Below are 26,505 nucleotides of genomic sequence, written 5' to 3' on the forward strand. Positions count from 1 at the left end.
AGTCATCTATGCGATGGCCCGGTACCGCGGTCTCGGCGCCGAGTCGATGATACTTGCCGGCATCGCCCTCATGTACCTCTTCTCCGCGGTCACCTCCCTCCTTCAATACCTCGGCACCTCAGAGGAGGTGCAGGAGGTCGTCTTCTGGATGTTCGGGTCTCTCGGCCGGACAGACTGGACAAGCCTCGGCATCGTCACCCTCATCATCGCCCTCTGCACGCCCTATCTCATCTGGCGGGCATGGGACCTCAACGCCCTTGCCGAGGGGGACGACATCGCGGAGAGTCTCGGCGTCCCGGTGAAGAGGTCGATGACAATCTTCATGCTCATCGCCTCCCTCATCACCGCCGCGATCATCTGCTTCACCGGGACAATCGGATTCATCGGGCTCGTGGCGCCCCATATCACCAGGATGGCCATCGGCACAGACCACCGTTTCCTCCTCCCGGCCTCCGGCCTTGTCGGGGCCCTCCTCCTCCTTGGCGCCGACTGTCTCGCACGGACCCTCCTTGCACCGGAGGTCCTCCCCGTCGGGATCATGACGGCGTTCCTCGGCGTCCCCTTCTTCATCTACCTCTTCCTCCGCGGGAGGAATGCCTGATGGTCCGCCTTCAGGTGAGAGACCTGTCTTTCTCGTACCGCGACAGGCAGGTGCTCTCCGGCGTCACCTTTGCCGCGGAGGGGCCCGCGGTCCTCGGCCTCGTCGGCCCGAACGGGTCGGGCAAGACGACCCTGATCAAGTGCATCGACGGCATCCTCAGAACACGGGGTTCGGTGGACCTCGACGGCGAGGAAGTCGCGGCCCTGCCGCGGTCAGAGGTGGCGAGGAGAATTGCCTATGTCCCGCAGGGCGTCGCGAACAACTCACGGGCAACTGTCTATGAGACGGTCCTGATGGGCCGCCGTCCTCACATCTCCTGGCGGATACGGGAGGAAGACGAGGAAGAGGTGATACGGGCCCTGGAACTCCTCGGCATCGAGGACTTCGCCTTCAGGGAGGTCGGCACCCTCTCGGGCGGCGAACGCCAGAGGGTGATGATCGCCCGCGCCCTTGCCCAGGGTTCGCCCCTCCTCCTCCTCGACGAACCGACGAGCGCCCTCGACCTGCGAAACGGGATGGAGGTGCTCGAGGTCGTGCGCCATCTCGCACGGGAAAAGGGCCGTCTCGTCGTCATGGCGATCCACGACCTCTCCCTTGCGGCGCGGTTCTGCACTGACCTCATCGTCCTGAAGAGGGGAGAGGTCCATGCACGGGGGTCTCCTGCAGGCGTCCTCACGCCTGAGGTGATCGCCGATGTCTACGGAGTCGAGGTGACGGTCGAGGAGAGAGACGGCGTGCCGTACATCTTCCCGATACGGCCGCTGCGAGAGGAGTGACCCTGCGCGCCGTGTGCATCAGGGAAGCAGGGCGCCGTGCCCTGCCATGGCATGACATGCTCATCCCTGTGCCGGGAAGAGAGGAAGAAAAGAGAGAGCATGCGGTATCTCGTCCAGAGTATATCCCGGTACACAATATTATCCATCGCAGGAATAATCGGCGCAATTCGCCAGAAAAAACGCTTCTCGCATAATATTCCTGCATTTTATCAATCCCGCCCCGTATTGCCGGAGTAAGTCGAACTCTATTTCCCCCACCGGCGCAAACCTCACACTCTGGTATTTCATCTCCACCCGATGGATTGCCAGGAGATTTCAGAACAATGCAGCGTTCTTTCCATCATATCAGTGATGACAGGTGCATCTTCGCCTTCGGCCCCTCCAGTTCCCCCGTGGAGAAGGCCAAACCCGGGGATGTCATTGCTTTTACAACCCTCGACTGCTTTTCCAACCAGATCACCGCCGAAGACCAGTATGTCTCCGGGATCGATTTCTCGCGGATCAACCCCGCCACAGGCCCTGTCGCCATCGACGGGGCGGTACGGGGCGACGCCCTCAAGGTCAGGGTCCTTGAGATAGCCCCGGGCAGGCGCGGGACCATTGTCACCATCCCCGACGCCGGTGTGCTGGGTGCGGAGACCAAGAAGTCGACGACCAGGATCTGCCAGGTCAGGGACGGATCTGTCCATTTCTGCGGCATCACGATCCCGGCCAGGCCGATGATCGGCGTCATCGGAGTCGCCAGCGACGAAGAGACTTCCTGCGGCAACCCGGGGCGCCATGGCGGCAACCTCGACACCACGCTCATTTCTACCGGCGCTACCCTCTACCTCCCGGTCTTCCGCGACGACGGACTCCTCGCCCTCGGCGATGTCCATGCCGTCATGGGAGACGGCGAGGCCTGCGTCGCCGCCTGCGAGGTGCCGGCCGAGGTCACCGTGAGAGTCGACCTCTGCAAGGGCCTAGCCCCGGCATGGCCTGTCCTCGAGACCGACGACGCCTTCTTCATCCTGGTCTCCGACAAAGACCTTTCCGAAGCCTTTGAAGAAGGGTTCTCCTCCGCTGTCAGCGCCCTTGCAAAGGCCAACGACCTCTCCTGGGAAGACGCCTACATGCTCGCAAGCCTCGTCGTCGACGCCGGCGTGAGCCAACTCGTCAACCCGAGAAAGACCATCAGGGTCAGAATTCCGAAGAGTATGATGACGATAGGTGCGCTCCTTGAAGCGCTGCACATGGACGCGTGAGGCGGGGATATGGCAGAAGAAAAACTCGACCGTGTCCTGCGCCTGCGGGACCTCGTCGCCTTCGCACTCATCGCCATGGTGCCCATCGCCCCGATGGGGATCTACGGGATCGTCGCTGTCCTCTCTGACGGGCATGTCCCTCTCGTCTACCTCCTCGCTGCGATCGTCATGTCGTTCACCGCCTGGGCCTATGGCCAGTGCGCCTACCGTTTCCCTGAAGCGGGGTCGGCCTATGCCTACGTGCGTGAAAGTTTAGGATCGCATGTCGGTTTCCTCGCGGGGTGGGCGCTCCTCCTCGACTATATCCTCATTCCCGGCCTGGTCATCCTGGTCTCGGCCCTCTGGATCGAAGCGGCGACAGGTCTCCCCTTCTACCTCTGGGCCCTTGTCTTCCTCGTCCCTGCGACGGTCCTGAATATCCTGGGGATCAAGCGGGCCGCAAAGGTGACAATGGGACTCTTCTTCTTCGAGATCGCCGTCTTTGTGATCTTTGTCCTCGCCGCCGCCGCAAAGATCATCACCGACCCGTCGCTCTCGTTCACGCTTGCACCGTTCTATAACCCGGAGACCTTCAGCGTAGGGGCCATCCTGTCAGGCGCTTCCGTGGCCGTGCTCAGTTTCCTGGGCTTCGACATGATGACCACCCTGGCCGAGGAGACTGTCGAGGCGCGGAAGGTCGTGAGCAAGGCGGCCCTCATAGTCATCCCGCTTGTCGCCTTCTTCTTCATCTCGCTCACCTACTTCGGTGCGGTGATCCATCCGGGCGCCACCTTCGAGGACCCCGACGTCGCCTTCTTCTTCATCGCGCAGGAGACAGGCGGGGACTGGCTCCAGGTCCTCTGCATGCTCGGCACGGTCATCGCCTGGGGTGTCGGCAACTGTCTTGTCGCCCAGGCCAGCGTCTCCCGTGTCCTCTTCTCGATGGGACGCCAGGGGCATATCCCGGCCATCTTTGCGAAACTCCACCCGACGTACAAGTCGCCGTACATCTCGATCGTCACCGTCGCCGTCATCACCGGCGTGCTCCTCTATGTGCTGACCCTTCAGGACCTCTCGTCCCTGGTCAACTTCGGGGCGCTGACGACCTTCATGCTCCTGCACCTCTCGCTTGCCTACCGGTTCATCGCGATCGAGGAGACCCCGAAGATGGCCGTCATCCCGGCGATCGGGTTCTTCCTCACCGGGGCGATCTGGTACAGCCTCGACATCTTCGCAAAAGAGATCGGGTTTGCCTGGGTGATCATCGGGATCGTGTACCTCGCCATCATCACGAAAGGTTTCAAGGTGAAGACCACCCTCCCGGTGGAATAATTTTTTTTTCTGGGAGGTCATCCCGGACCTGATCCTGTCCCTCCGTTCCATCAATGAAATGACTCTTGACTCAGATTATCCTGTTTTTGCACCTGTACCGGGGGGATTTCACCTTCTGGTCCCCCATCATTGCGATAGGGAGGGGTCCTCGTCCCTCCGGTCGCTCCGTCTTTCCCTCTGATTTTTCCGACCGGTCACGTCACGGCATTCATATCTGGGGAGATACAATCACTTCCCGTTATTATGATCCCCCGTCTTTGCGAGGAGAAGGAGGCCCCTGACCGGCGGTATATCCTCATCATCGCCACGGTCGCCGCATTCCTCACGCCCTTCATGAGTTCGTCCATCAACATCGCCCTCCCTGCCATCGGGGAGGAGTTCATGGCAGATGCCATCCTCCTCGGCTGGGTCCAGACCGCCTTCCTCCTCGCCTCGGCGATCTGTCTTGTCCCCTTCGGGCGACTCGCCGATATCAAGGGTATGAAGAAGGTCTTTCTCGCCGGGATCGTCATCTTTACCCTCTCGACCCTCGTCTGCGGCCTCTCGCCCTCGGTGCACGTCCTCATCGCCCTGCGCATGGCCCAGGGGGTCGGCGCCGCCATGACCGCCGTGACCGCCGTGGCAGTGCTCACCGCGGTCTTCCCTGCAGGCGAGCGCGGGAGGGTGCTCGGGATCAATGTCGCCGCCGTCTATACGGGCCTCTCCATGGGCCCCTTCATCGGGGGGGTTCTGACCCAGCACCTCGGGTGGCGGAGCATCTTTCTCGCCGCCGTACCTCTCGGCCTCCTCGCCGTCGTCCTCACCCTGCGGTCGCGGGGCGAGTGGTCGGCGCCCCGCCCCGAACCCTTCGACCTCACCGGTTCGGTCGTCTACGGGGCGACCCTCCTTGCCCTGATGTACGGCCTCTCCCGCATCCCTGAGGCGGCAGGCTGGGTGTACCTCGCTCTCGGGGCCTGCGGCCTCGCCTTCTTTGTCAGGATGGAGATGCGGACAAAAAACCCCGTCCTTCAGGTGCGGATCTTCAGGGAGAACCATGTCTTCACCTTCTCCAACCTTGCCGCCCTGATCAACTACAGCGCCACCTTCGCGGTCGGTTTCCTCCTCTCCCTCTACCTCCAGTTCAACCGCGGCCTCGACCCCCAGACGGCAGGACTCATCCTGATCGCCCAGCCCATCGTCCAGGCCCTCCTCTCCCCCGCGGCAGGGAAACTCTCCGACCGCATGGAGCCCCGCATCGTCGCTTCGGCCGGGATGGCGGTCTGCGCCGTCGGTCTCGCCATGCTCTCAGTACTCACCGAAGAGACCCCGTACCCGTACATCCTCGTCTCCCTCGTCGTCCTCGGCACCGGCTACGCCCTTTTCTCCTCGCCGAACACCAATGCCATCATGAGTTCGGTGGAGAAGCGCTACTACGGCGTGGCCTCGGCCACCCTTGCGACCTCCCGCCAGGTCGGCATGATGCTCTCGATGGGGGCCGTGATGATGATCTTCTCTGTGGTCATCGGGCGGGTGGCGATCACCCCGGCCGAGCACGCGCAACTCCTCTCCAGCGTGGACCTGGCATTCATGCTCTTTGTCGGTCTCTGCGTCCTCGGTGTCTTCTTCTCCCTGGCGCGGGGGCGGGTGCGGGAGGAGACACAGCGGGCCTGAAAGGTGGGCGATTCCCTCTGGCCCTGACATCCTCTCCGGCGCTTTGAGGATGGAGTATCTGCTGCATGGTCTTTTTCCCGTCTCCAGGGGTTAATCCATTTATGTGATCATAACGAAAATAATATGGATATGATGGAGAAGAGGGAGCAGCGCCCGGCCCTTCCGGGGTGCGAGGACGGAAAGGCGCGTATCCTGGACCTGCTGGAGGAGGAGACCCATGGTCTCTCGATCTCTGATATCTCCCGGAAGATCGACCTTAACCGCAACTCAGTTGCGAAGTACGTGAACATGCTCGTCATTGCGGGGAGGGTCGAGATGCAGGTCGTCGGGTCGGCAAGGGTCTACCGCCTCGCCGTGCGCTTCCCGGTCTCGACACTCTTTCCTTTCCTGCCCGACCCCGCCGTCACCGTCGGTTCGGACCTGAGGGTCAGGCACGTCAATGCACTCTTCTGCGCTCGTTTCAACATGGAGGAGGGCGAGATTGTCGGCGTCCCCGTCTCGGAGACGCCCTGTGCTGTCCTCGACCTCCTGGCCGACGCCGGGTACCTTGAGGTGGCGGTGAGGGGGAAAAAGGACGGCAACGGCACCTGGCACCCCCTTGAGGGGGAGTGCGGCGCCTATGTCGTCTGGACGGTCCCGGCCGTCTTCGAGGACGGGGACCACGGGGCCATCGCCGTCATACGGCAGGACTAGGTCTCCGGCCCGTGACCTGCTTCCAGACAGAAGGGGCGGGACGGCACTCTGCCTCAAGAGGCACGCTCTGGATCGCCCTTGGGGATATCCGTTGACCCATATCAAATAAAATATACAAATAGTTATGTATTACTGCCCCCATGTAAAAATACATGAGACTCAAAGAAATATCACTGGCACTGCTCCTTCTATCGGTGCTTTTCATCTCGGGATGCCTCTCAGAACCCGCCGCGATCAACGTCGCGACCGGGGGAGCATGGAACGGGTCCTATATCCTCGATGATGGAGACGAAGTCGTTCTCTCCGGCGAAGGCCCGACGACCATCCCGCTGGGAACAGGGTCAGGCGAAGTTGCAGGTACATTTTATAAAACCGGTCTTTCTCCAGATCCCATGGTGGTGTCCCTCTCTCGCGGAGAGAGAGTGCTCGTGGAAGGGAACACCCCGGTGCCGGGCGGGGCGGTCATGTTCACCTGCAATCTTTCGACAGGCCGGTACGAACTGAATGCTCACACCGGAGGTCCGAAGGAATATCTCCTGAATGTGCTGTACGATGGGCCGTGGGAGGCTGAGGTCCCTTCAGACGAGGGGATACACCCGGTGAACGGGACAGGCTGGAAGGTCTATTCCTATAATTCAAGTGACCTGGCTGTCCATATGAGCGCACGGAAACTCGATGCATCGAATAATTCGCTGACCATCGGCATCCATGACGCACATTTCCGGAAACTCGCCGGGAACAGTACCTCTGAACCGAATGGCGCTGTGTCGGTCTCGTACGCTGTGGAGCCAGACCTCATCTTCAGAAGCGGGGTGAAAATTTCGGTCTCCTCTGAAGAGAGATGGAAGGGGTGGTATGCCGTGAATGAAACCGATACATCCATCGAGGGGTCCGGAGATAATGAGACATATTACCTGGGCGACGTGAGCGGACTGGTCCGCCTGAATGTTCAAAAGTCCGGCACCGGCAATGGGACACTCTCCGCCATCATAGAGAAAGACGGCACGGTCTTGAACAGCGGTGAGACCTCTGAAAAAGGAGGGACAGTTACGCTCCGGGCAAATGTTTAAACTCAGAAAGCGTCCCGATGCCCCAGATGAGGAGAAGGTGGGAGACCGCAGAGTGGGGAAACCCATGAGCGCTATTTTTTGATCGCCCACCTTTCATCCCTTTTCAATCTTATAATCTGACTGAGATCCTCTCTCACCTAAAATATGGTATCATGATCTCGCCCGACGAGATCGGTGCGCCTGTCCGCCGGTCTATGAAGCGGTAGGTGAGGTAATGACCCGACTCGACCGTGAACTTTCCTCCTCCTTCTCCCCAGGAGATGCCGTCCGTATCTCCTTCATCGGCGTACAGGACGAACCTGTCACCGAGGTGCACCTGGTCGTCGTCACCCGAGAAACTCTCGAAGTACTCTGTTCTTCCAGAATTGTCAGGACCATTCCTGATGACGACATGCTGCGTGGCGTCGTCCCGCACGCCAAGGCTCACCTGCACCTGGTCGAGGGCGAGCGGGTCGCCGGCCATGTGCTCGAAGACGACCATATACTCGCCGGTTTCTGTATCATGGACCACCTCGGACGCAATCAGGTCTGCCCTGACCGGTTGATCGTCCTCTCCCGCCGCACCGGTGGCGTACACCGCCACCAGGGCCACGATGATCAGCGTGACCGAGATCATCAGCATCACCCCGATCACCTCTGACACCGCATTCTCCGTAGAATTTATACTCGTGTGCATATCATTCACCGTTCCTTCAGGAGAATACTGCTCTTATGAAGGAGAGCGCCGCTTGGCAGGTGGTAGACCGTCACCTCCACCACGGCCGACTCCTTGATCCGGTCGGACACTTTCCCCTCAAGATCAAGGAATGCATCAGTTGCCTTCAGGCCCCCGGTATCCAGACTATCCCCCGCCCTCAGGGTATCGGCCCCGAGGAGTTCTTCCAGGTCTTTCCCTTCATGGGACGCAGAGCACCGACTCCCGTGTACCCAGGTGGTGACCTTGAGGTCTCTGACAGCGAGTTGCTCCCCGCCCCGGTGCTCGAAGACGATACAGAAGCCGTCCCCGTTCCCTGCAGCGTATACCGCAAGGTCCACCGAGGGCGCCCTCTCCTTTGCACCGACCGCACCGCCGGCAAAGGAGGCGACGAGTGCGGCGAGTACGATCACGATCGCAAGGAGGAGCATCACCCCGATGACCGGCGAGACCGCCGTCTCCCTCTCCGCACCTAGCATACGCTCACCTCTCCGGTCACGGTCCTGAGAGTCACGCTCACGGGATTTCCCACAGGGTCGAACTCAAGCGTGTGTTTATCAGGGTCATACCTGTCGCAGGGGATATCATTGCAGATCGCATCCAGACAGTCGGTCATCATGGAGTCTGGCGTGAGGTCTTCAAAGACGATGCGACTCACTCCGGTCACGGAGACCTCTTCTGCCGTTGCATTCAATGTGAGTGTGGCGATCCCGCTCCCGGTGATGAATGCTTCACCTTCCTTCGGGGTGAGGTTCACCACGGTGATCTCAAGGTCAGTGCCTGAACCGACCACATCGACGAACGACCCGAGGAACGCCCCACCGTCTGCAAGGGCCGCGGCCCTCGTGGAGTAGCGTGAAGACTGCGGCACCGCCCTCCCGTCCTTCGTCACCTCGACAAAACCGTACTCCCACCGGTACCCCTGCGGTTCCCAGGTGGTAAACGAGGGGACGTACGAGACATTCACGAGAGAGGCGGAGGCCGGCGGATGATTATCGACCGTCACCTTCACCAGGGGTTCATCCCCTATGGTGACCGTCCCGCTCGACCTGACCGGACTCAAGAGGACATCGCCGCCGCCAAGGGAGAACGGTTCGCTGAACCTGGCCGAGGTCTTCTGCGACACCACGTGGTCGATATCTGATCCGAACCTGACAAAGGCGTCCGCCACCTCGTGGGAGTGCTCGATCTCGGACTGCTGTTTCAGCCCGGGAAGATAGGTCGCGGAGTAGATCGCAATTGCCGTGGCGATGATGCCGAGGACCAGCATCAGTGCGATCACCGTTGAGACTGCTTCGTCTTTCTCCACCTCAGATCTCCCCCGAGTAGACGACGTTCTTCTGCGTCACCAGGCGCACGATATCTCCGCCCTTAAGAGGACGGTCAGGGGCGACCTCCAGGCGCCCGCCGAGGTCGAATGCCCCGGTGGGATCGCCGTTGTGGTCATAGAGGGAGACGTCAGGGGACGTGTACTCTTTCCTGTCCTGTCCCTCCCTGAGAATGACCACTGTCAGGTCTTTCTTCTCCACCCAGTCCCCGCCTTTGTGCCAGAAGACCACGGTGGAGTCGTCGGAAACATTCGTCATTGCGACCTCGACGCTCGCGTCCCGGCCGCCCGGGATGAGCGAGAATACCGACGTGGCAAAGAGGGCGACCAGGATGATGACAAGCACTATCATGATCATCTCGCCGACGACCGAGGAGACCGCTTCATCGTATTCTGTTCTGTCATTCATGGAAAACGCCTCATATGATATAGACAAAGAGGACCACTGTCGCGGCCAGCATCACGCAGACATGCTTGAGGCCCGCAAGTACGCTGTTCGACGAGAGCTGCCCGGCCATGATCCCGGAGAAGAACCCGATAATAATTCCAACATTGAACATCTCCCTGACATTTGTACTGATATCAAAACTGACGTCATACGCGGAGAAACTGGAGATAAAGGCGACATTCAACTGGTAGGCCGAATAGAGGTAGATGCCGAACGAGAGATAGATCACCGCCAGGTAGACGAACGAGACATTCAACCGCTTGGTCTTCATCTTGATGTAGTGCTGGAGGTCGTTGATCGCGATCGTCAGGACCTCGCGGATGTAATCTGTCACCTCGCTTGCACGTACAAGGAGCGAGATCGCCCTCTTCACCGAGACAAGACCGATACGCTCCTCCATCCGTACGAGAGCGCCCGAGACGCTGGACCCGAGCCTGAGTTCTTCGGCGGCGATCTTCACCTCATGGGAGAGGACGCCCATCGAGGTGTTGGAGACCATGAAGATGGCGCCCTGCAGCGTCATACCGATATCACGCATATCCGCGATCTCGGCGAGGAACTCGGGGAGTTGCGCTTCGATCTTCAGGACATACCGGCGGCGTGCCTCATAGGCTATCATCACCGGCACCACGGTTACGATGACGGCAAGACAGACGAAGACCTCCATGGTATAGGTGGGGAACACTGATCTGAAGGGACCAAACCGGTAACTGAGGAAGAGGGCGACGAGCAGTCCAACACCCATCACCGCCCCGACCGTATAGTCGGAGATGAAGAAGGTCCCGGGATGGCGGAGGATCTCCATCAGGCGCAACCAGCGTTTTCTGGACTCCAGGTTTTTGAGGAACTTCTCGTCAGGTTCTTCCCTGGCGTCGGCACTCAGGATATCGGCACCAAACTCGGAGTCCCGTACCTCGCGGCGCGTGACGTCGAGGTTGTCGGGCGGGAGGAGGACATAGAGGATGAAGATGAGCACGACCGCTCCCAGAGGGAGACCGATGTACATGAGCGGCATGATGCCTGCAAGCTGGCTCTGTCCGGTGAGGTTCTGTGCCACCAGCATGATGATGATCGCTATCGGGCCGGCGACAAACACGGTCACGTAGATCTCGGCGATCATCTCCAGGATCTGGAGGAGGGATTCCTGCTCCTGGCGTGCGAGTTCGCGGTATGTCTCCGATTTAGAGTTGAAGAAACTGACAAGGCTCCCTCCACTCCGGTAGACCAGCGAGAGGTCGTTGATCAGTTCTTTGAAGTTGGCCGAGGGCGTGACCTCCTGGACATTCCGCATTGCGGTGAGGAGGTCGAGGCCGAAGAGTTCGACGTCCCGCACAATGAGCCCGCACTCCTTCGAGACCTCGCCGTAGAGGTCGCCGGCCTCGTAGACGGCCCTGAATATATCATAGAGCGTGAAGGTCGATGAGAGGGCCTGCATGTAGGTGACTGCATGGGGGAGGTCCGCCTCGATCCGTGTCCTGCGCCCTTCTGCCTGGAGGACGGGGTAGAGGCAGATGCCGGAAAGCACCAGGCCGGTTATGACAATAAAACCGATCAGGACTGTAATGCCGTACGGGAGGACGGGGAGGAGGTTGACCTCGATCCCGAAGAGGGAGAGGAGGAGAATGGAGAGTACGTAGAGGAATCCAGCGAGCAGGGTTATGACCAGACCGTACTGCAGGTATCGGACGGCAGGGACCGGGATGTGTGCCGCGAGCAATGAGTGTGCGACCGTATCCCTGAAGGTACCGGGGGGTGTAGTCTCTGTCATCGCTGTTCCTGCACCGTAATGTCCTGTATCATCTGCCCGACCATGGAGGGAGTGAGGGCGCCTTTCCCGACCATTTCCTCGAGGGCGTCCCTCCGGACCGCAAGCGCTGATTCTAACTGCTCATTGTCCCACCCGTTCTGGTAGGCGATCTCATCAAAGACGGCCGAGTGCTCGTACACCCTGACAAACCGGTCTGTCCGGTGGTCCCAGGTAAAGAGCGGGTCCCACCTGATTTCATCGTCGACGACATGGATCTCGTTCAGCGAGAGGCACCGGCGGAACCCCCTGCCCTTATCATAGAGGAGACTCTGGACAAGCACCAGGTCGAGGGCGTTGAACATCGCCACCGGGACGTTGATGGGGTCGTGGGTCAGGCGGTTTATCGTCTCCCGCACGTTTCCTGCGTGAACGGTGGAGTAGGTGGTGTGCCCGGTGTTCATTGCCTGGAAGAGGGTCTGCGCCTCCTCGCCCCGCACCTCGCCGACGATGATATACTCCGGCCGCTGGCGCAATGCCGCCTTCAGGAGGTGGAACATCCCGACATTCCCTGTGCCGCTTGCGCTGGCGCTCTCCCGCGTCCGCATTGGCAGCCAGTTGGTATGCGGCAACTGGATCTCGCGGGTGTCCTCGATGGAGACGATCTTCGCCACCGCGGGGATGAAGAAGGAGGCGGCGTTCATCGTCGAGGTCTTGCCGCTCGCGGTCCCGCCGGCGATGATCATGCTCTTCTTGTTCTCGACGGCAAGCCAGATGTGGGCCATCAGGTCGAGGTCGTAGGTGTGGTTGGCGATGAGGTTGGCCGGGGTCATGGGGTCGGCCTTGAACTTCCTGATGGTGAAAGAACTCCCTTTCGAGGATATGATGTCTGAGTAGGTGATCTGCGCCCTCGACCCCTCGGGGAGGGCGGCGTCGACGAGCGGGGTCGAGAGTGAGAGTTGTTTGTCGGCTTTCTGGGCGAGTTTGAGCACGAACCTGTTCAGCTCTTCATCGTCAAAGATGCAGTTTGTCTGGATGTTGGCATATTTCCGGTGGTAGAGAAAGACCGGGATGTCAGGGCCATTGCAGGTGATGTCCTCGATCTTATCGTCGTTCATCAGGGGGTCGAGTTTCCCGTAGCCGATGAAGTTGCGCCTGAGATAATATACGAGGACGTCCACCCGTTCATCAGGTATCTCCGGGTCGAAGGAGCGGATCACCTTTCTCAGGAGGGACGGGTCGAGGGCGAGTTCGCCCCTTTTGCGGGCGGTGTCATAGATCAGCATCGCCCTGAGCTGTTCAAATGTCTCTTCAAGGATGATCAGTTCTTTTTCCGTGACCCCGGGCTCGACGATCTCGTACCTGAGGGTGGCCGAGTCCCCGCGGGAGATGCTGGCGTACGAGAAGGGGGGGACCAGCCAGTAGCGCTCGACAATATCCGCTGCCGGGTCTGCGGGGGGGAGGCCCAGGATGAAAGGGGACGGGTCGGGGACTTCATCTGCTGCGGTCTCAGCCCGGGGGGTCTCCTGTGTCTTCTTTCTAAAGAGGGAGGAGATGAAGGGGATGTCGAACATCATATCCCTCCGGCATAGGTCTTTTCGGTCGGTTTGCCATGATATTCAATGGCCACATCCACCTTGCAGTTCCTGACAAAGACCGCCAGCGCGTATTCTCCGGGGCCGAAGACGGCTTCGTCCTTCCGCAGGTCCGCACCATAGACCGTCTGCCACCCGAAGGTCCGGTCAAAGACCGCTGCACCGTCCTCGATGCGGTACACGGCGAACCTGACGTCGCTGTACGGGGTCATCTCTTTCTCCGAGTGGGCAGAGTCCATCTTCCGAACTGTATAGGTGACCCGCCAGGGGACAGGGGCGACGACCCCGGCGACACCACGGAGCGAGTAACTCTCCGGGTTCTCAAGCAGGGTGTCCTGCATATCGAGGACGGTCTCGTGGAGGTGCCACCTGTCGTCATAGTCCCAGGCGATCCCGGACGGGTACCAGGTGTCTGCATAGTATTCTCCCACCGGTTTCAGCCAGGTGACCGGCGGCGAGGAGAGTTCGGAGACAGGCATGCGAAGGGCCGCGGTGAGACTCCTGTCCGCCGAGAACGATGGGTCTTCACCGAGGGGTTGCTCTCCGGCGATGGTGGTGTCGGCATCGAGACGGTCGTCCCGCGAAAGGGTCCAGCCCGTCCAGAGACCGTCTCCGCCATTGAAGTACGGTTCCATCCCGTCGTATGCGCCGCGGGGAATGCCTTTCTCCGTGGTGTTCACGGCCCATGCAACGGTGACGAGGACCGGTTGTTTCCAGACGGCGTCCTCTATGACGACAGTGACGTTGTCGGGCAGGTCCACCGGCCCTGAGACGAGGGTCCTGTTCGCCGGGTAGTAGCGTACGTCGTCAAGGGGACCGGAAGAGGTGGCTGTGTGCCAGACGGCGTCGCCCGAGTACCACCCTGCGTCGGCACCGCGGCCTTCAGGGAGAGTGGCGAGACATGTCTCGTTCCTTGCGTCGTAGACAAACCTGCCCGTCCGGGTCTCTGTAACGACCCCGTAGTGCCGTCCGGGGATTGTGCCGTCACTGACGAGTCCGAGCGCGGTGGCTTCGGGGATGATCGTGCGCCGGTCGATCTTTGCGGGGTAGTACAGGAGGGAGACGCCATACCCCATCTTATCGAGGATGGCGGCGGCAAGGACGGCGTGGTCCTCGCTGTCCCCTTCCCCGGTCGCAAGGGTGATGACAGGGTAGTTCGGGTATGCACCGGTCTGCCGGCGTTCTTCGTCTGTGGTGTATGCGAGGCTCTTTACAAAGGCGAGGACGTTGCCGACGGTGTCGGTGTCACCGTAGCCCGAGGCCAGGGAGGTGGCGAGGAACCATTCCGCGATGGTGCCGACGACCCCGTCATCGCCGTCTGTCACGACGTACTCTGCCATTCTCTGCGGTTTGTCCTCATAGACCCCGTATGGCGAGGAGACAAAGCGCTGGTAGGTGGCGTTGGAGATGTAGAGGTCCATCTCCATTCCTGTCCCGCGATAGGTCCAGTTATAGGACTTCGGGCCGGCGACCTGTTTTTCCTGGCCGTGGAGGTCGGGTCCGTCAGGCCCGGGGGTGGCCGGGACCTGACCAGGACCGAGGGGGCCGTCGCCCCCGCCGCCGAGAAAGCCGGAGAACCTGAGGATGGCGAGGGCACTAACGATAATTATCGCTATCACAAGGATGGCGATGACTTTCTTGAACACGGACTCGTCGAAGGCGAGGTCCACACTTATCTCCTCCTCGCGATCAACGCCCCGACAAGTGCAACAACCGCAATGTATGCTTCAAAACCGGGGGACTGTGTCGTCATGGGTGTGGGCGTGGTCTCCGGGACCTGGGTCTGTGTCAGGCTTGCATAGGGGGTGAAGGTCGGAGACGGAGACGATGGAAGGGTTTGAAGGGACGGGTCCTGCTCGGGTTCGCTCACTGAAGAAGTCCTCTGGCTTCCTTCCCTGTGGAGTTCAAAGGTACTGGTGCTCTTATACCTGACCTCCTTGCACTGGACGGTGACCTCGTACATTCCCGGGTACCATGAACTGGTGTCGATGGGATCGTACGAAAACGGGCGAAGTCCTGTGGAGGGTTCGTACTTCCCCGGGACAGTGTAGTCGACCGGGATCTTCATGACGGTATTTGCCTTGCCCCCATCGTAGAGGTCAAGTGCGGTGATCTTCAGTGTTAATTTGTCGGCAACATCTGTTCCATCGGCGGTTGTCCCCTTTCCGGCAAGGTTGGTCTTTCCTTTGACGACCAGTTTATCACCGACAACAAGGTCGCCGGGCGACCTGATCTGAACCACGGGGGCGTCAACGGTGAAGGTGTCCATCGTGTATATGTCGTCGATGGAGGGCGAGTCCAGCGCCTTCACCAGAGCATCGGCAGCGTTTCTGGTATCGAGGGCTCCAAGGTTCACTTTCAGCGTGCCGTCCGTATCGAATATCTGGTTCAGGTCTCCCCTGAAGAAGAGGTTATTCTCAGGCAGGAGGTCGAACTGGTTGTTCTGACCGGGATGGTGGTAGACGATGAAGTAGTCTCCCGGTGTGAGGTCGTAGGTGAAGTTGCGCGAGTGAGTGATCCCGTACGATCCTTCGTCGCCGAGCGGGAACCTGGAGTTAAAGTCGGCATACCTGAAGTTCGGGCCGAAGATGTACCACTTCATGTGGCCGGTGGAACCTGTTATCCCCGTGTTGCCCGGACTCCCCCTGGCATACCACCATGAATAGAGGTAGTCACCGCGAGCAAATGCTCCCCCGGTTTTTTCATCGAACTTTGCGTGAATTGTCGGACTGCTCAGTTCGTATTCCCATGAAGGGGGGACTTCGCCGTCGATGGAACCGGGAGCGCCCGGATAACTGCTCTTCTGGTACCCGATAGGCTGGAGGTTGGCATGGACGGTGTATGTCCCGTCATCGCCGGCGAACTTCGATGTCTCCCATCTGTAACTCCACATTCCAAGGACCGGGTTGTAGGACGTCACGGTGAATGTATCAGGTGCGGCGTCCACCACTTCCTGTGACAGATCGGTGAGAGGGGCACCGTTCGGGGGCAGGTTGGGCCCTGTGACGGAGAGATAGACCGGGATGAGATCTGTTGCAGATGTTTTGTCGATATTTTTCAGGGTCCCGGACAATACGATGATATCGCCAAGGACGTACTGGTTCTCATCCGGTTCATCAAAGATCAGGTCCATGGCTTTCTGGTCGACGTAGAAGGTCGTCGTCACCGGCTGGACGGTATCGGGGCCGGTGGCGGAGACGGTATAACTGGTGGGCGGAGCGTCCTTCGGGATATGAATATTCAGCCGCACCTTCCCATCCCAGTCGGGGTGGGCACGCACATGATAGTCCGAGACCTTTGGTTCGTCCCATCCGCCACCATCGAAGAACGGGAAGCCCTCTCCATTCTCAGGGACAGGCAGGCTGAGGTCATACTGCATGAAGGGCATGCCCTGGACGGTGAGAGTGAGGTCGTTGTTGCGCTGCACAGAACTCTCGGAGAGCGTAAGGGTAAGCGGGTAGTCCTGTACCCTGAATGAATACGGCAGTTCATAGTCCAGGTCATTCAGGGTCATGCGGAATACCATTGTTACGTCGCTGCCCGGAGAGATTGCCCTCTGGTCGGAGAGACGGAACACAAAATCATTGTCCGGTATTGCAGGGTCTGCGGCGAGGTCTTTGAGAGAGACAGTATTTCCTGCGGTGTTGATTATGCTGCTCGTTTTGATAGTGCCCTGCAGTTCGTACTCATACCATGGCGAGTCCTGGAACTGGTTGAGGGGGAGGGTGTGGTCGGGCATCTGGAACTGTACGTCCATGCGGTAGGGGATGGTGTCCTGCCGGCCGGGGTTGGTATCAGGTTCGATGTCTGTCCCGACGGTGTGTATCTTCATCTGCCCCAGGCAGTCAGCAGCATCCTGTATCAGGCAGTAGGTGCTCTCACTCCGGCTCCCGTCGTTGTAAACAGGATAATACTGCCCTGCTTTCCCGCGGATGTAATTTGCGACATTGCCGGTGATCGCAATCGGGTCGACCTGCTGTCCCGACTCGTCAATCCTTACGATCCGCACCGGGTCTCCTTTTACGGGGTCTGAATAGGCCGAGAAGTTTAAGATTCTTTCCCCCATAAAAACAGTATCTCCGGGACTTATTCCTGCGTTAGGCCCCTCAGGCGTTGAGAAACGCGCCGAAACAAGCGGAGAGGTTGTGACCATGAGAAGGAGGGTTATACACAGGACTGCTATGATCCGATAGTGATTCATAATAGTAAGACTCCCTGAGGCAGCGGTCTGCCGTTATATCAAAAATATTTGACTTATCGCTATTTTATTTGATCGCAATGCAACACCGGCATGCAACCATGATATGCAAGGTTGCATGGCTTAATTCTAATAAATCGCGACAAACGCCATCCTGTACTAACGGAATGTTTAAATTATGGTTGCGGGATAACATAGTACAAATTTATTGCTATAATTCACATTTACTTGCATATTGGAGAAACAACACCATGACTGTACAATTCCGGAAAAGTGCACCCCCCTTACGGAGCAGGAAAAAACTGTACCCGTATGAACGGGACGATGCGGTCTCTCCGGTCGTCGGGGTGATGCTGATGCTCGTGGTGACGATCATCATCGCCGCGATCGTCAGCAGTTTTGCCGGGGGCCTCGGGTCTACCAGCGAGAACGCCCCGGTGGCGACGCTGGCAATCAAGATGTTTGCCGGACCGAACGAGAAGAACGTGACGATCGAACACCTCGGCGGCGACCCGCTGGCGACAAAAGACCTCAAGATCGTCAGTTCTTTTACCGTGCCAGAGACCTTTGGCTCCCGTGAAGTGGAGAAGGAGAACCGCGGGCGTCTCATAAAACACACAATCGACGGATCGCTTGCCCCGATAAAGGAGAACGCCATTGATACCGGGGCTAAAGGATACCCGTTTACCCCGCAGGTGACCAATGACGACAGCGTCGTCTCCACGAGAACTGCGGATAAAACATTCGGGACGGCCATTCTCGTCCCGGGCGGCCGCCTCACCTTCGACCGTGACAATTTCCTCGGGTTTGAGACAGAGAAGTGTCACGACTATGGATTTGGCGAAGGGGTTACCGTGAACGTCATGATCGTCCACACGGGCAGCGGGAAGGTCATCTTTGATAAGGATGTGGTCGTGCCGTGGTGAATGCAGGGGAAGAGGAGGCAGTCTCCCCGGTCGTCGGGGTGATGCTGATGGTCGTCGTCACGATCATCATCGCCGCGACGGTGAGCGTATTTTCTACCGGTTTTGTCTCTGACACAGACGCCGCACCAGGCACCCTGGTCGAGTATGTCGGGGTGCTCACAGGGCAGAGCGGCGGTCTTGGCGAGATCGGCCTGGTCTTCGAGAACAGAGGGGGAGAGACATTGCTGCTCTCGGACCTTGACCTTCACCTGAAGTCCACCCTGTCAGGGGGAGACGAGGTCTCCATCTCCTATACGGATGCGCCGTCCGCGAAATATCGCGATACTCCTGTACCGGATGAGGCCCGTCTCTCCTCTGACTTTACGTACCGCATGAAAAAGATCGGTGTCGGGGACTCGGCGGGCGCTGCCACGAGCGTGGCCAATTCTAAAATCAAGGCAGGTGACAGGTTTGTGGTCCACGCTGACCGCTACATCGAGGACGGCGCGAGCAGGTACGGGCGTGTGGCGTACGTCTCTGACCGCGGCATGGAGGGTTCGCCGTACACCAGCGGCGAGTTCGAGGTGAGCAGCAGGACCACGTACACCCTCAGCGACAGGAACACCGGGGCGGTCATCGCCTCCGGCACTCTTGTAGGAAGCGTGTTATGAACAGGCAGACCAGGAAGAGAGAAAAAATGAGTTCTGAGACGTACGACGCAGTCTCCCCGGTCATCGGCGTGATGCTGATGCTGGTGGTGACGATCATCATCGCCGCATTTGTATCGGCATTTGCCGGCGATGCCTTTGGGAACACCGAGACCACACCCTCGGCCGCCATCGACGTAAAAATGATCTCCGACGGAGGAGACCACAGGGACCAGTATGTCATGCTGATCGAACACCACGGGGGCAGCAGTATCCCGACGTCCGACCTGCGGATACTCAGTTATTACACGCCGCCGGCATCGACGCAGAAGACCATGCAGCGCGGTGAGGTGACGTCCTCGACCGCTGGCGTGAAAGGCATGATCATCCATGGCGAGGAGGTCGCCTCCGTCAAGGTCCCGTACCTGAATGATGTCGCGTGCGGCAAACCAGGCGACGCTGAGACGAACTTCGGGGAGTACACCTTCGCCTCAGGTGACGTCATGAGCACGGGAGGGTCTGCAGGCACCGGGATGGTGCTCGGCTTTGAGATCACGACGGCAGAGGAGCGTGAAAAATTTGGTTTTGGGAGAGGCTCGGCGGTTGACGTCGAGATCATCCATCTCCCGAGCCAGAAGAGCCTTTTCAGCGGCAGGGTGATTGTACAATGATTGAAAAATACAGAAAAGAGGACGATGCAGTCTCTCCGGTCGTCGGGGTGATGCTGATGCTCGTCGTGACGATCATCATAGCCGCCATGGTGAGTGCATTCTCCGGCAGTGTTGCAGAGGACCAGACACTCGCACCGCAGGTCTCGCTCTCGGCCTCCTGTATCTGCAGCATTACAGACAAAGACAGGACAAATGAACTCCCCGATCATTCAGATAAACTGAACAATGGGATCGAGTTCCGTCTTTCTGGCGGGGATTCTTTTTCGCTTCGGGATATTACTGTCCAGTTGAAAAACGGGGACAGTGTGATGAACTTCAATATGAAGACGCACCTCAACACCTCCGCGGCGGTTGATAAATCGAAACTGAAATTCATAAAAGATCCCGAAGAGAAGGAGACCTATTTCGCACTCCCCGGCGGAGGAGACGAACTGGTCACCGTCGGCGACTCGTTCAGGATCGTCGCCGATGACTGTTATGACAGCACCCTCGCCGAAGACAAAAATGTGGTGAAGGGACGGTTCCTCACCTGGTCTCCCGAGGGGTCAGGCGGCACGTTCAAGGTACAGGCACATGTCCCCTTCGAGTACACGATCACCGACCAGTTGAGCGGCAAGCCCATCCAGAGGGGCACGCTCATCATACGGTGAGGCTGGCTTTTCAGAATGGGTGAATGACAATGTGCAAAGAGAGAATAAGCCCTGAACCGGAGAGTGCGGTCTCGCCGGTCATCGGGGTCATGCTCATGCTTGTCGTGACGATCATCGTCGCCGCGCTTGTCAGCAGTTTCTCTGGCGGCCTGAGCGATTCGGCCGAACCGGCGCCGACGACGGCGTTTGACATCAGCATCCGTGCAGGGGACGAAGTTGGAAACGGGGCGAAATCTAATGCGCCCGGCCCGGCCCCCGAGTGTGCGGTGCTGACCATGGTCTCGGGAGACACGCTCAATTCAGCGGACCTCAAGATCATTCTCACCTACACGGTCCCGGAGACCTATAACGGCATCCCCCTGAAAAATGCCGGCAGGGTCATCAAACACACGCTGGACGGTGCGATCGGCCAGGACGATGCGTGGGATGAGAACTATGACCCCTTCGTCCCCCAGGTGAATGGTTATTGCCTCCCTGATTCGAACCTGAACAGTCTTGCGCCTGGCGATGGCATGGTCGGTGCCGGCATCCCGCACTTTGGTGCCTGCCTCTTTAAACCGGGCGAATCATACTGGTTCAAGGACAGAAACGCGTTCCTTGGGTTTGATGCAACTGACCGCATGACATACGGCTTCCAGGAGGGGTCTGTCGTCCATGTGACGATCATCCACACGCCAAGCGGCCAGACGGTGTATGATAGGGATGTGGTGGCGACATGGTGATACCGGGGGTGCAGGACGCCGAGCATGCCGTCTCCCCGGTCGTCGGGGTGATGCTGATGCTCGTCGTGACGATCATCATTGCAGCGGTGGTCAGTTCCTTTGCAACCGCTCTTACCGGCGATGTCGAGACGGGATCGAATGCTCAGGTGGAATTGGTTGGGATATCTTCCGGAGGGTACAAGGATGTACAGCCTCCTCAATGGACCTATGCACAGATCGGGATCGTCTTTAAAAATACCGGCGGCGGCACCCTGGACCTCAGGGACCTGAAGTACTCCATGACGGGCATCGGCTTTGGTTACCAGGGAACGTTTACGATGACCTATAACGACCCTGTCAGCCTGAAGTATGTCGAGGACAGCGGGGAACAGAATGGCAGAGGAAGATGGTGCGTCACACTTCCCAAAAACGCGACCGGGTATAGGATGCAGAAATTCGGCAGCGGTCTTACCCTCGAAGAACTGAAGGACCCGATCGTGGAGCCCGGCGATCGGTTCATCATCTACTGCGAGTATTACGACGCACCGGGAGAACCATCTTCATGGGACCCAAACCCCTCGGCGAAACTCGGATTCGCCTGTTCTCGCGGGGGCTACGGGTGGTCGAGCGGTGCGGTCAATGTCGACGGCGGCAGTGAATATGCCCTCTCCGACGTCAAGACCGGCGTGGTGTACTCCTCCGGGTTCCTGGAACCCGAGCATGTTTTCTGAGCCGCCGCCCACAGGCCCCTCCCCTCTTTTCGGTGCGGCACCCTGATCAGACGGTCCGGAGGTGCCCGGAGGACTGCCAATTTCACCAATGTTTATACCTGAAAGGACATATCTCTGAGCATGTACGCCGCGCCGCCCCTTTCCTTCCCTGATGCCCCGCACAGGCGGCGACTGCACAGGGAGGAGACGGGGTGACCGGTACCTTCTCCCTGAGGGACACTTCCGTCCTGATCAGTTACATCGCCGTCGCCGCAGTCATCGCCTTCTTCTTCGCCCACATGGATGCAGGCTGGGGCGGTATCGACGGCCAGCGTTTTCATGAGATGGCCGGGACTATCCTCGCGGGCATGACGCCGTATGTCGATTTCGTCGACCCGAAGCCACCTCTGCTCTATTTCACCATCGCCCTGCTGGACCATCTCGTCCCGGGCGGTGCCGCAGACGGCGTGGTGATGGCCGCCCTGAATGTGGGGTCGGCACTCATTCTCTGGCGGATCGGGGTCGAGGACTACGGGCGAGTCGCCGGATATTCGGCGGGTCTCCTGTACCTTGTCGGTGCCGGACTTGTGCAGGGATATTTCCTCTTCAGCGAACAGTTTGCGGTCTTCCTGGTCCTCTGCGCATATGCCCTCGCACGTCGGTCGCGTTTTGCCGGGTCTGGCCTTGCCCTCGGCCTCGCCTGCGGGTTCAAGCAGTATGCGGTCCTCGGTGCAGTCCCCCTCCTGCTGTTGATGCGGGCCGAGGGCGACCGCCGCTACCACCGCTTCGTCCTCCCGGCGGTGACGGCCGCCCTTCTCCCCTTCGGTGTGATGTACCTGGCATATGGCGCCGATGCAGTCTCCGGAGCCCTTTTCTGGACATGCGGGGTCGCCCCGGCCTACCTCTCCGGCTCAGAGATCCCGGAGATACCGAATTATCGTTCTGAGAGTTCTTTTAGCCTTGTCGTCAACCTGGTGGCAAGCATTGCGATGGTCCTGCCGACCCTCCTCTTTGCCGGGGCGAGCGTTGCACGGCGGGGGCTCAGGACACCTCCCGAAAAAGCCCTGGGCCTTTTTGCCCTCCTGTTTGTTCTGACGGTCCTGATCAGGCAATTTCTCCATTACTGGATCATGGCCCTGCCCTTCCTCGCCCTCCTCGCCTGCAGGGAGTTTGCGGACGACCGTCCGGTCGGGGCAGGGATATGCTTTCCTCTCCCTGAACCCTGCGGGGAGGAGAGGCAAGGGGAGAAGGAGTAAAAAAGATATTTTCAGGCCTTCGCCCTGAAGTCGAGGACTGCCGTACCGTTCTCATCCAGGAGGGAGAGACGGTCCCCCTCGATGGTATAACTCTTCATCGCTTCAAGGAGGCCAAGGTAGGTACTTTCCTGCTCCATGACCCCCTCGGGTTCGGCGCAGGACATCTTCGTGGACCCTGCCGGCCCGAATGTCAGGGACGACCCCGAGAGGTTGTAGGAGGCGAAGTAGTTGTTGCACCCGGCCGAACCCGTGACTTTGCCGTCATCCCCGAAGACGGCGGTGATCCCGGATCCTGCAATGACCGAACTGACGGCGTCGCCGGTGTGGAGGGACTCAAGTGTCCAGTTCGTCCCGACAAGGGGTTCTGGCTCGGGTGGGACGGCCTTCACAAACATCAGGACCTTCGTGCCGTTTGCATCCATCAGGGTCAGTTCTTCTCCCTCGATCGCGAAGGAGGCGACCGAACCGAGGAGCCCGAGGTAGGTGCTCTCCTGGTCCATCACGCCCGGGTTCTCGCAGTACATCTCGGTGAACCCGAGTGCGCCGACCGTCATCTTCGCGCCGTCCACGGTGTATGTCCCGAAGTAGTGGTTGCACCCGGCCGAACCTCCGAAGCCGTCCTCTGTGAAGACGGCGGTGACGGTCGTGCCGGCGATGACCGAACTGATGGCGTCACCGGTGTGATAGGACGCGAGAGTCCAGTCTGTCCCGACGAGGGGTTCGGGTGTGGGCGGCACATGCTTCTTGAACTCAAGGACTGCGGTGCCGTTCCCGTCGAAGAAGGTCAGGGCCCCGTCCCTGAACTCATAGGTCTTCACCGTGCCAAGGAGTCCAAGGTACGCACTCTCCTGGTCCATCACGCCCGGCTTCATGCAGTACATCAGCGTCGAGCCTGCGGGGCCGAAGGTGATCGCTTTACCATTCACGGTGTATGAAGCGGAGTAGTGGTTGCACCCGGCAGAACCACCGGCGGTTTTGTTCTCGCCGAACACAAGGGTGACAGGCGTCCCTTCGAGGGCGTTCACCATCGAACCGTTCTGTGCGTACGAGACGAGGTCCCAGGTGGTGCCGTCCAGGTCGATCGCCGGGACCGTTTCATTCCCGCCAGGTGCCTGCCCCGTACATCCGGCGGCAAGGAGACACGCGGCGAGGACGAGGGCCGTACCCGCCAGGGGCAGGGCCTTTCGCATGGTGTCCTTCATAGGTCGCATGAGGAGGAGTGGATCCCATCGATACATATAAGATCCCATGACTGCGAGAATATTCGCACCCATACGTGCCCTAAATCTGAATCTGTGGCACCATAGGCGTTTTGTGGAAGGATAGGGTCATTGGCTGGCGGCGGGCACGACACCCTCCGTCCTTCCAGGTGCTCATCACGGTGCCCGGGGACGTCGCTGACTCGGCAGAGGGGGATGTCATGCAGGGACACGCGAGCATTTCTCGGCTTTCTGCACAAAAGCCCGCTTCGAGAAGAAGCACCGGTGAGTATTAGAACAGTGCGGGCGATCGTCTTCTGCCTGCATGACGATCGATCCCGCCTCTGTCTGGGTGGCCTTCGGGTTGACCCTCCTCGCCGGTCTCTCGACCGGTATCGGGAGCCTTATCGTCTTCTTCACCAGCAGGACAAACACCCGTCTGCTCTCGGTCGGCCTCGGCTTCTCGGCCGGTGTCATGGTCTACATCTCTTTTGTGGAGTTCCTCACTCTCGCGAGGGACGCCGTCGGCGTTGGGCGGGCCTCGGTCGCCTTCTTCGGCGGCATGATCGGCATCGCCGTGATCGACCGCCTCGTCCCCTTCCCCCAGAACCCTCACGAGATGAGGCGGGTGGAGGAGGTCTCCGCCCCGGTCCGGGGATCGGGGTCTGCCGGCCTCTACCGGACAGGCATCGTCGCCGCCGGTGCGATCGCTCTCCATAACATGCCCGAAGGCATGGTAACCTTCTCCAGCGCCCTCATCGACCCCGGTCTTGGCGCTGCGATCGCAGTCGCCATCGCCATCCACAACATTCCCGAGGGCATCGCGGTCTCCGTCCCGATCTATTACGCGACAGGGAGCAGGGTGCAGGCCTTTGGGTACTCTCTCCTCTCCGGCATCGCCGAACCGGTCGGCGCCCTGATCGTTTTCCTTATCCTCTCCCCTGTCATGGACGCCGCACTCACCGGCGTCATCTTTGCTGTGGTCGCAGGCATCATGGTCTTTGTCGCCCTCGACGAACTCCTCCCGGCAGCGCGGGAGTACGGGGAGGCGCACCTCTCGATCTACGGCCTGATCGCCGGCATGACCCTGATGGCCGTGGTCCTTGCGGTGATGTGAGTTGGCCTCTCTGCATTTCCCCTCATGGCAGATCAGGAGTGTCACCAGATTTCAAGGTCAATTTTTCTTCTTCGTACGTTCTGAAAATAAACAGTGCACGATAATACCCCGATAAAAAAAGCATAAACCATATTAAACATTGTAATAAATATGGGACAGTATCGTTCACGACGCCTTGCATATGATATAGTGCAACCGCCAGACGTGTGGCAAATATGATTATTGAAGGTATTTTTCGGAGACCGGGACAGGGAGACATGTATGGACCAGAGGAGTGAAGTTCCGGGGTCGCCGGCGCCCCGCAGGTGGGTATCATGGTAAATTCTCACAACCAGTGCGGGGTATGGCCGGACATCCCCGTATCAGGGGGCGCGGCAGGACCTCTCGATTATAATCTCCTGATCGATAAGATCATCAAGGTGGTCCCCCACGACCTGCGGCCCATCGGGAATGTCGAACCTCTCTGCCCGTACTGCGATGCGTATTTGAAAGAGAAACCGAATGCATCGAAGAAGTGCCCATCATGCCGCAATATCATCCATGTTCAGAAACGACCCCTTGACGGCATACGGGTGCTGCTCACCGACGAACAACTGGAGGTGCTGGGCATCCAGGAATATATTTCCCGGGGCGACTATGCCCGCCAGATCGAGACGTTGAAGGAAAAGATGCAGGGTCTTCAGTCTTCAGGAAACAGGACATGGCTTTTTGACGGCGGCATCTATGGCCGGTTCGTCCCCCTTGAGGCCTTCTGCATGCATGGGAGGGTCATCACCGCGGGTTCGCCCGAAGAGCGTGAGGCCCTCATAGTCTTATGCACACCCGGGTGTTCGGGGGGACCGCTCCCCGCCCATGGCACGTTCTCTGACGACTACTCCTATGCAGCCCAGCGCTACGAGAGAGCGCTTGAAGTCCTCCAGCTCCTCCCGGAGAGCAGGCAAAAGAGCGACTATGCCAGAGGACTGAGAAAGATCGTCGGGTACGACGAATGAAGGACTCCGGGAAAAACCCTCACGTGACATACTCCCCTGATGCTACTGTCCCGTCTGGCCACTCCAGAACTCCTCACCTCCTCCGGCAGGAAAAGATGACCTGCAGGAGGAGACTGGCACTGTATAATGAACGGATCGCCAGCAGACGACTCAATTTTGCTCACCAGACCTCCCGGCAGTTGGTGGACCGGTTCGGTACAATTGTGTTCGAGGATCTGAACATCCAGAAGATGCAGAAATGCGGGCGTGACACAACACGTCAGGCTCCGCGTGCTGACAACGCGCCGCGGCGCGTTGTCATGCCGA

General features: G+C 59.3%; 26 protein-coding genes. 17 read left to right on the forward strand and 9 right to left on the reverse strand.

The genetic code is table 11. From position 1 onward, the window contains the following. From Q0520_RS11155 to Q0520_RS11185, 7 genes are all read left to right on the forward strand, one after another. On the forward strand, window positions 1-601 hold a 601-nt coding region (locus Q0520_RS11155; RefSeq protein ID WP_298670100.1), incomplete at its 5' end, for an iron ABC transporter permease. Beyond that, window positions 601-1,377, forward strand: a complete 777-nt coding sequence (locus tag Q0520_RS11160; protein ID WP_298670101.1) for an ABC transporter ATP-binding protein — start codon at window positions 601-603, stop codon at window positions 1,375-1,377. The genes Q0520_RS11155 and Q0520_RS11160, both read left to right, overlap by 1 nt. Before the next feature lie 323 nt (window positions 1,378-1,700). Beyond that, window positions 1,701-2,621 (forward strand): acetamidase/formamidase family protein, encoded by a 921-nt coding sequence (locus Q0520_RS11165; protein ID WP_298670103.1) that lies wholly within the window; start codon window positions 1,701-1,703, stop codon window positions 2,619-2,621. 9 nt (window positions 2,622-2,630) lie between these two features. Continuing rightward, window positions 2,631-3,932 carry an APC family permease gene (locus Q0520_RS11170; RefSeq protein ID WP_298670105.1) on the forward strand — a complete coding sequence of 434 codons (1,302 nt, stop codon included), beginning with the start codon at window positions 2,631-2,633 and terminating at the stop codon, window positions 3,930-3,932. Between the two features lie 243 nt (window positions 3,933-4,175). Continuing rightward, window positions 4,176-5,582, forward strand: a complete 1,407-nt coding sequence (locus Q0520_RS11175) for an MFS transporter (protein ID WP_298670107.1) — start codon at window positions 4,176-4,178, stop codon at window positions 5,580-5,582. Window positions 5,583-5,711: 129 nt separating this feature from the next. Further along, a complete protein-coding gene (locus Q0520_RS11180; RefSeq protein WP_298670109.1) occupies window positions 5,712-6,275 on the forward strand; it encodes a helix-turn-helix domain-containing protein in 564 nt (187 codons plus the stop codon). Between the two features lie 152 nt (window positions 6,276-6,427). Further along, entirely contained in the window at window positions 6,428-7,345 is a 918-nt protein-coding gene (locus Q0520_RS11185; protein WP_298670111.1) for a hypothetical protein, read from the forward strand. Between the two features lie 133 nt (window positions 7,346-7,478). Here Q0520_RS11185 and Q0520_RS11190 read toward each other — a convergent pair whose 3' ends face one another. From Q0520_RS11190 to Q0520_RS11225, 8 genes are read right to left on the reverse strand one after another with little or no spacing between them, the layout of a single operon-like run. Further along, on the reverse strand, window positions 7,479-7,988 hold the full coding sequence (locus tag Q0520_RS11190) for a type IV pilin N-terminal domain-containing protein (protein ID WP_298670113.1): 510 nt from the start codon (window positions 7,986-7,988) through the stop codon (window positions 7,479-7,481). Window positions 7,989-8,026: 38 nt separating this feature from the next. Then, window positions 8,027-8,518, reverse strand: coding sequence for a type IV pilin N-terminal domain-containing protein (locus tag Q0520_RS11195; RefSeq protein WP_298670115.1), 492 nt, complete (start codon window positions 8,516-8,518; stop codon window positions 8,027-8,029). After that, entirely contained in the window at window positions 8,512-9,348 is an 837-nt protein-coding gene (locus tag Q0520_RS11200) for a hypothetical protein (protein ID WP_298670117.1), read from the reverse strand. Before Q0520_RS11200 ends, Q0520_RS11195 begins: the two co-directional genes overlap by 7 nt. A 1-nt stretch (window position 9,349) precedes the next feature. Continuing rightward, window positions 9,350-9,775, reverse strand: a complete 426-nt coding sequence (locus Q0520_RS11205) for a type IV pilin N-terminal domain-containing protein (RefSeq protein WP_298670119.1) — start codon at window positions 9,773-9,775, stop codon at window positions 9,350-9,352. Window positions 9,776-9,785: 10 nt separating this feature from the next. Then, on the reverse strand, window positions 9,786-11,582 hold the full coding sequence (locus tag Q0520_RS11210; protein WP_298670121.1) for a type II secretion system F family protein: 1,797 nt from the start codon (window positions 11,580-11,582) through the stop codon (window positions 9,786-9,788). Further along, window positions 11,579-13,135: a type II/IV secretion system ATPase subunit gene (locus Q0520_RS11215; protein ID WP_298670123.1), complete on the reverse strand. Its 1,557-nt coding sequence runs from the start codon at window positions 13,133-13,135 to the stop codon at window positions 11,579-11,581. The genes Q0520_RS11210 and Q0520_RS11215 overlap by 4 nt, the downstream gene beginning before the upstream one ends. After that, complete coding sequence (locus tag Q0520_RS11220; RefSeq protein ID WP_298670125.1) at window positions 13,132-14,823, reverse strand: hypothetical protein; 1,692 nt, start codon at window positions 14,821-14,823, stop codon at window positions 13,132-13,134. Before Q0520_RS11220 ends, Q0520_RS11215 begins: the two co-directional genes overlap by 4 nt. A gap of 2 nt (window positions 14,824-14,825) precedes the next feature. Beyond that, complete coding sequence (locus Q0520_RS11225; RefSeq protein ID WP_298670127.1) at window positions 14,826-17,219, reverse strand: PGF-CTERM sorting domain-containing protein; 2,394 nt, start codon at window positions 17,217-17,219, stop codon at window positions 14,826-14,828. Window positions 17,220-17,602: 383 nt separating this feature from the next. On the opposite strand from Q0520_RS11225, the gene Q0520_RS11230 reads away from it, so the two are divergent. The 7 genes from Q0520_RS11230 to Q0520_RS11260 all read left to right on the forward strand — a co-directional run bounded on the left by Q0520_RS11230 (window position 17,603) and on the right by Q0520_RS11260 (window position 22,891). Beyond that, window positions 17,603-18,277: a type IV pilin N-terminal domain-containing protein gene (locus Q0520_RS11230; RefSeq protein ID WP_298670130.1), complete on the forward strand. Its 675-nt coding sequence runs from the start codon at window positions 17,603-17,605 to the stop codon at window positions 18,275-18,277. Continuing rightward, complete coding sequence (locus Q0520_RS11235) at window positions 18,271-18,927, forward strand: type IV pilin (RefSeq protein WP_298670133.1); 657 nt, start codon at window positions 18,271-18,273, stop codon at window positions 18,925-18,927. The genes Q0520_RS11230 and Q0520_RS11235 overlap by 7 nt, the downstream gene beginning before the upstream one ends. Before the next feature lie 26 nt (window positions 18,928-18,953). Next, the gene (locus tag Q0520_RS11240) at window positions 18,954-19,574 is read left to right on the forward strand and encodes a type IV pilin N-terminal domain-containing protein (RefSeq protein ID WP_298670135.1); all 621 of its coding nucleotides are present in this window, start codon (window positions 18,954-18,956) and stop codon (window positions 19,572-19,574) included. Further along, entirely contained in the window at window positions 19,571-20,224 is a 654-nt protein-coding gene (locus Q0520_RS11245) for a type IV pilin N-terminal domain-containing protein (protein WP_298670137.1), read from the forward strand. The genes Q0520_RS11240 and Q0520_RS11245 overlap by 4 nt, the downstream gene beginning before the upstream one ends. 23 nt (window positions 20,225-20,247) lie before the next feature. Next, window positions 20,248-20,946, forward strand: a complete 699-nt coding sequence (locus Q0520_RS11250) for a type IV pilin N-terminal domain-containing protein (RefSeq protein WP_298670139.1) — start codon at window positions 20,248-20,250, stop codon at window positions 20,944-20,946. Then, a complete protein-coding gene (locus tag Q0520_RS11255; protein ID WP_298670141.1) occupies window positions 20,940-21,656 on the forward strand; it encodes a type IV pilin N-terminal domain-containing protein in 717 nt (238 codons plus the stop codon). Before Q0520_RS11250 ends, Q0520_RS11255 begins: the two co-directional genes overlap by 7 nt. A 191-nt stretch (window positions 21,657-21,847) precedes the next feature. Next, window positions 21,848-22,891 carry a hypothetical protein gene (locus Q0520_RS11260; protein WP_298670143.1) on the forward strand — a complete coding sequence of 348 codons (1,044 nt, stop codon included), beginning with the start codon at window positions 21,848-21,850 and terminating at the stop codon, window positions 22,889-22,891. A gap of 11 nt (window positions 22,892-22,902) precedes the next feature. Here Q0520_RS11260 and Q0520_RS11265 read toward each other — a convergent pair whose 3' ends face one another. Beyond that, window positions 22,903-24,093, reverse strand: coding sequence for an META domain-containing protein (locus Q0520_RS11265; RefSeq protein WP_298670145.1), 1,191 nt, complete (start codon window positions 24,091-24,093; stop codon window positions 22,903-22,905). A 322-nt stretch (window positions 24,094-24,415) separates the two neighbouring features. Between Q0520_RS11265 and zupT the strand changes: the two genes are divergently transcribed. The 3 genes from zupT to Q0520_RS11280 form a co-directional block, all read left to right on the forward strand. Further along, window positions 24,416-25,207, forward strand: a complete 792-nt coding sequence (gene zupT, locus Q0520_RS11270) for a zinc transporter ZupT (protein WP_298670147.1) — start codon at window positions 24,416-24,418, stop codon at window positions 25,205-25,207. A gap of 314 nt (window positions 25,208-25,521) precedes the next feature. After that, entirely contained in the window at window positions 25,522-26,199 is a 678-nt protein-coding gene (locus Q0520_RS11275; protein ID WP_298670149.1) for a hypothetical protein, read from the forward strand. After that, window positions 26,196-26,505 (forward strand): hypothetical protein (locus Q0520_RS11280; RefSeq protein WP_298670151.1); only part of this gene is annotated, 310 nt, incomplete at its 3' end. The genes Q0520_RS11275 and Q0520_RS11280, both read left to right, overlap by 4 nt.

The organism is uncultured Methanofollis sp., from assembly GCF_937919355.1.
Classification (GTDB): Archaea; Halobacteriota; Methanomicrobia; order Methanomicrobiales; family Methanofollaceae; genus Methanofollis.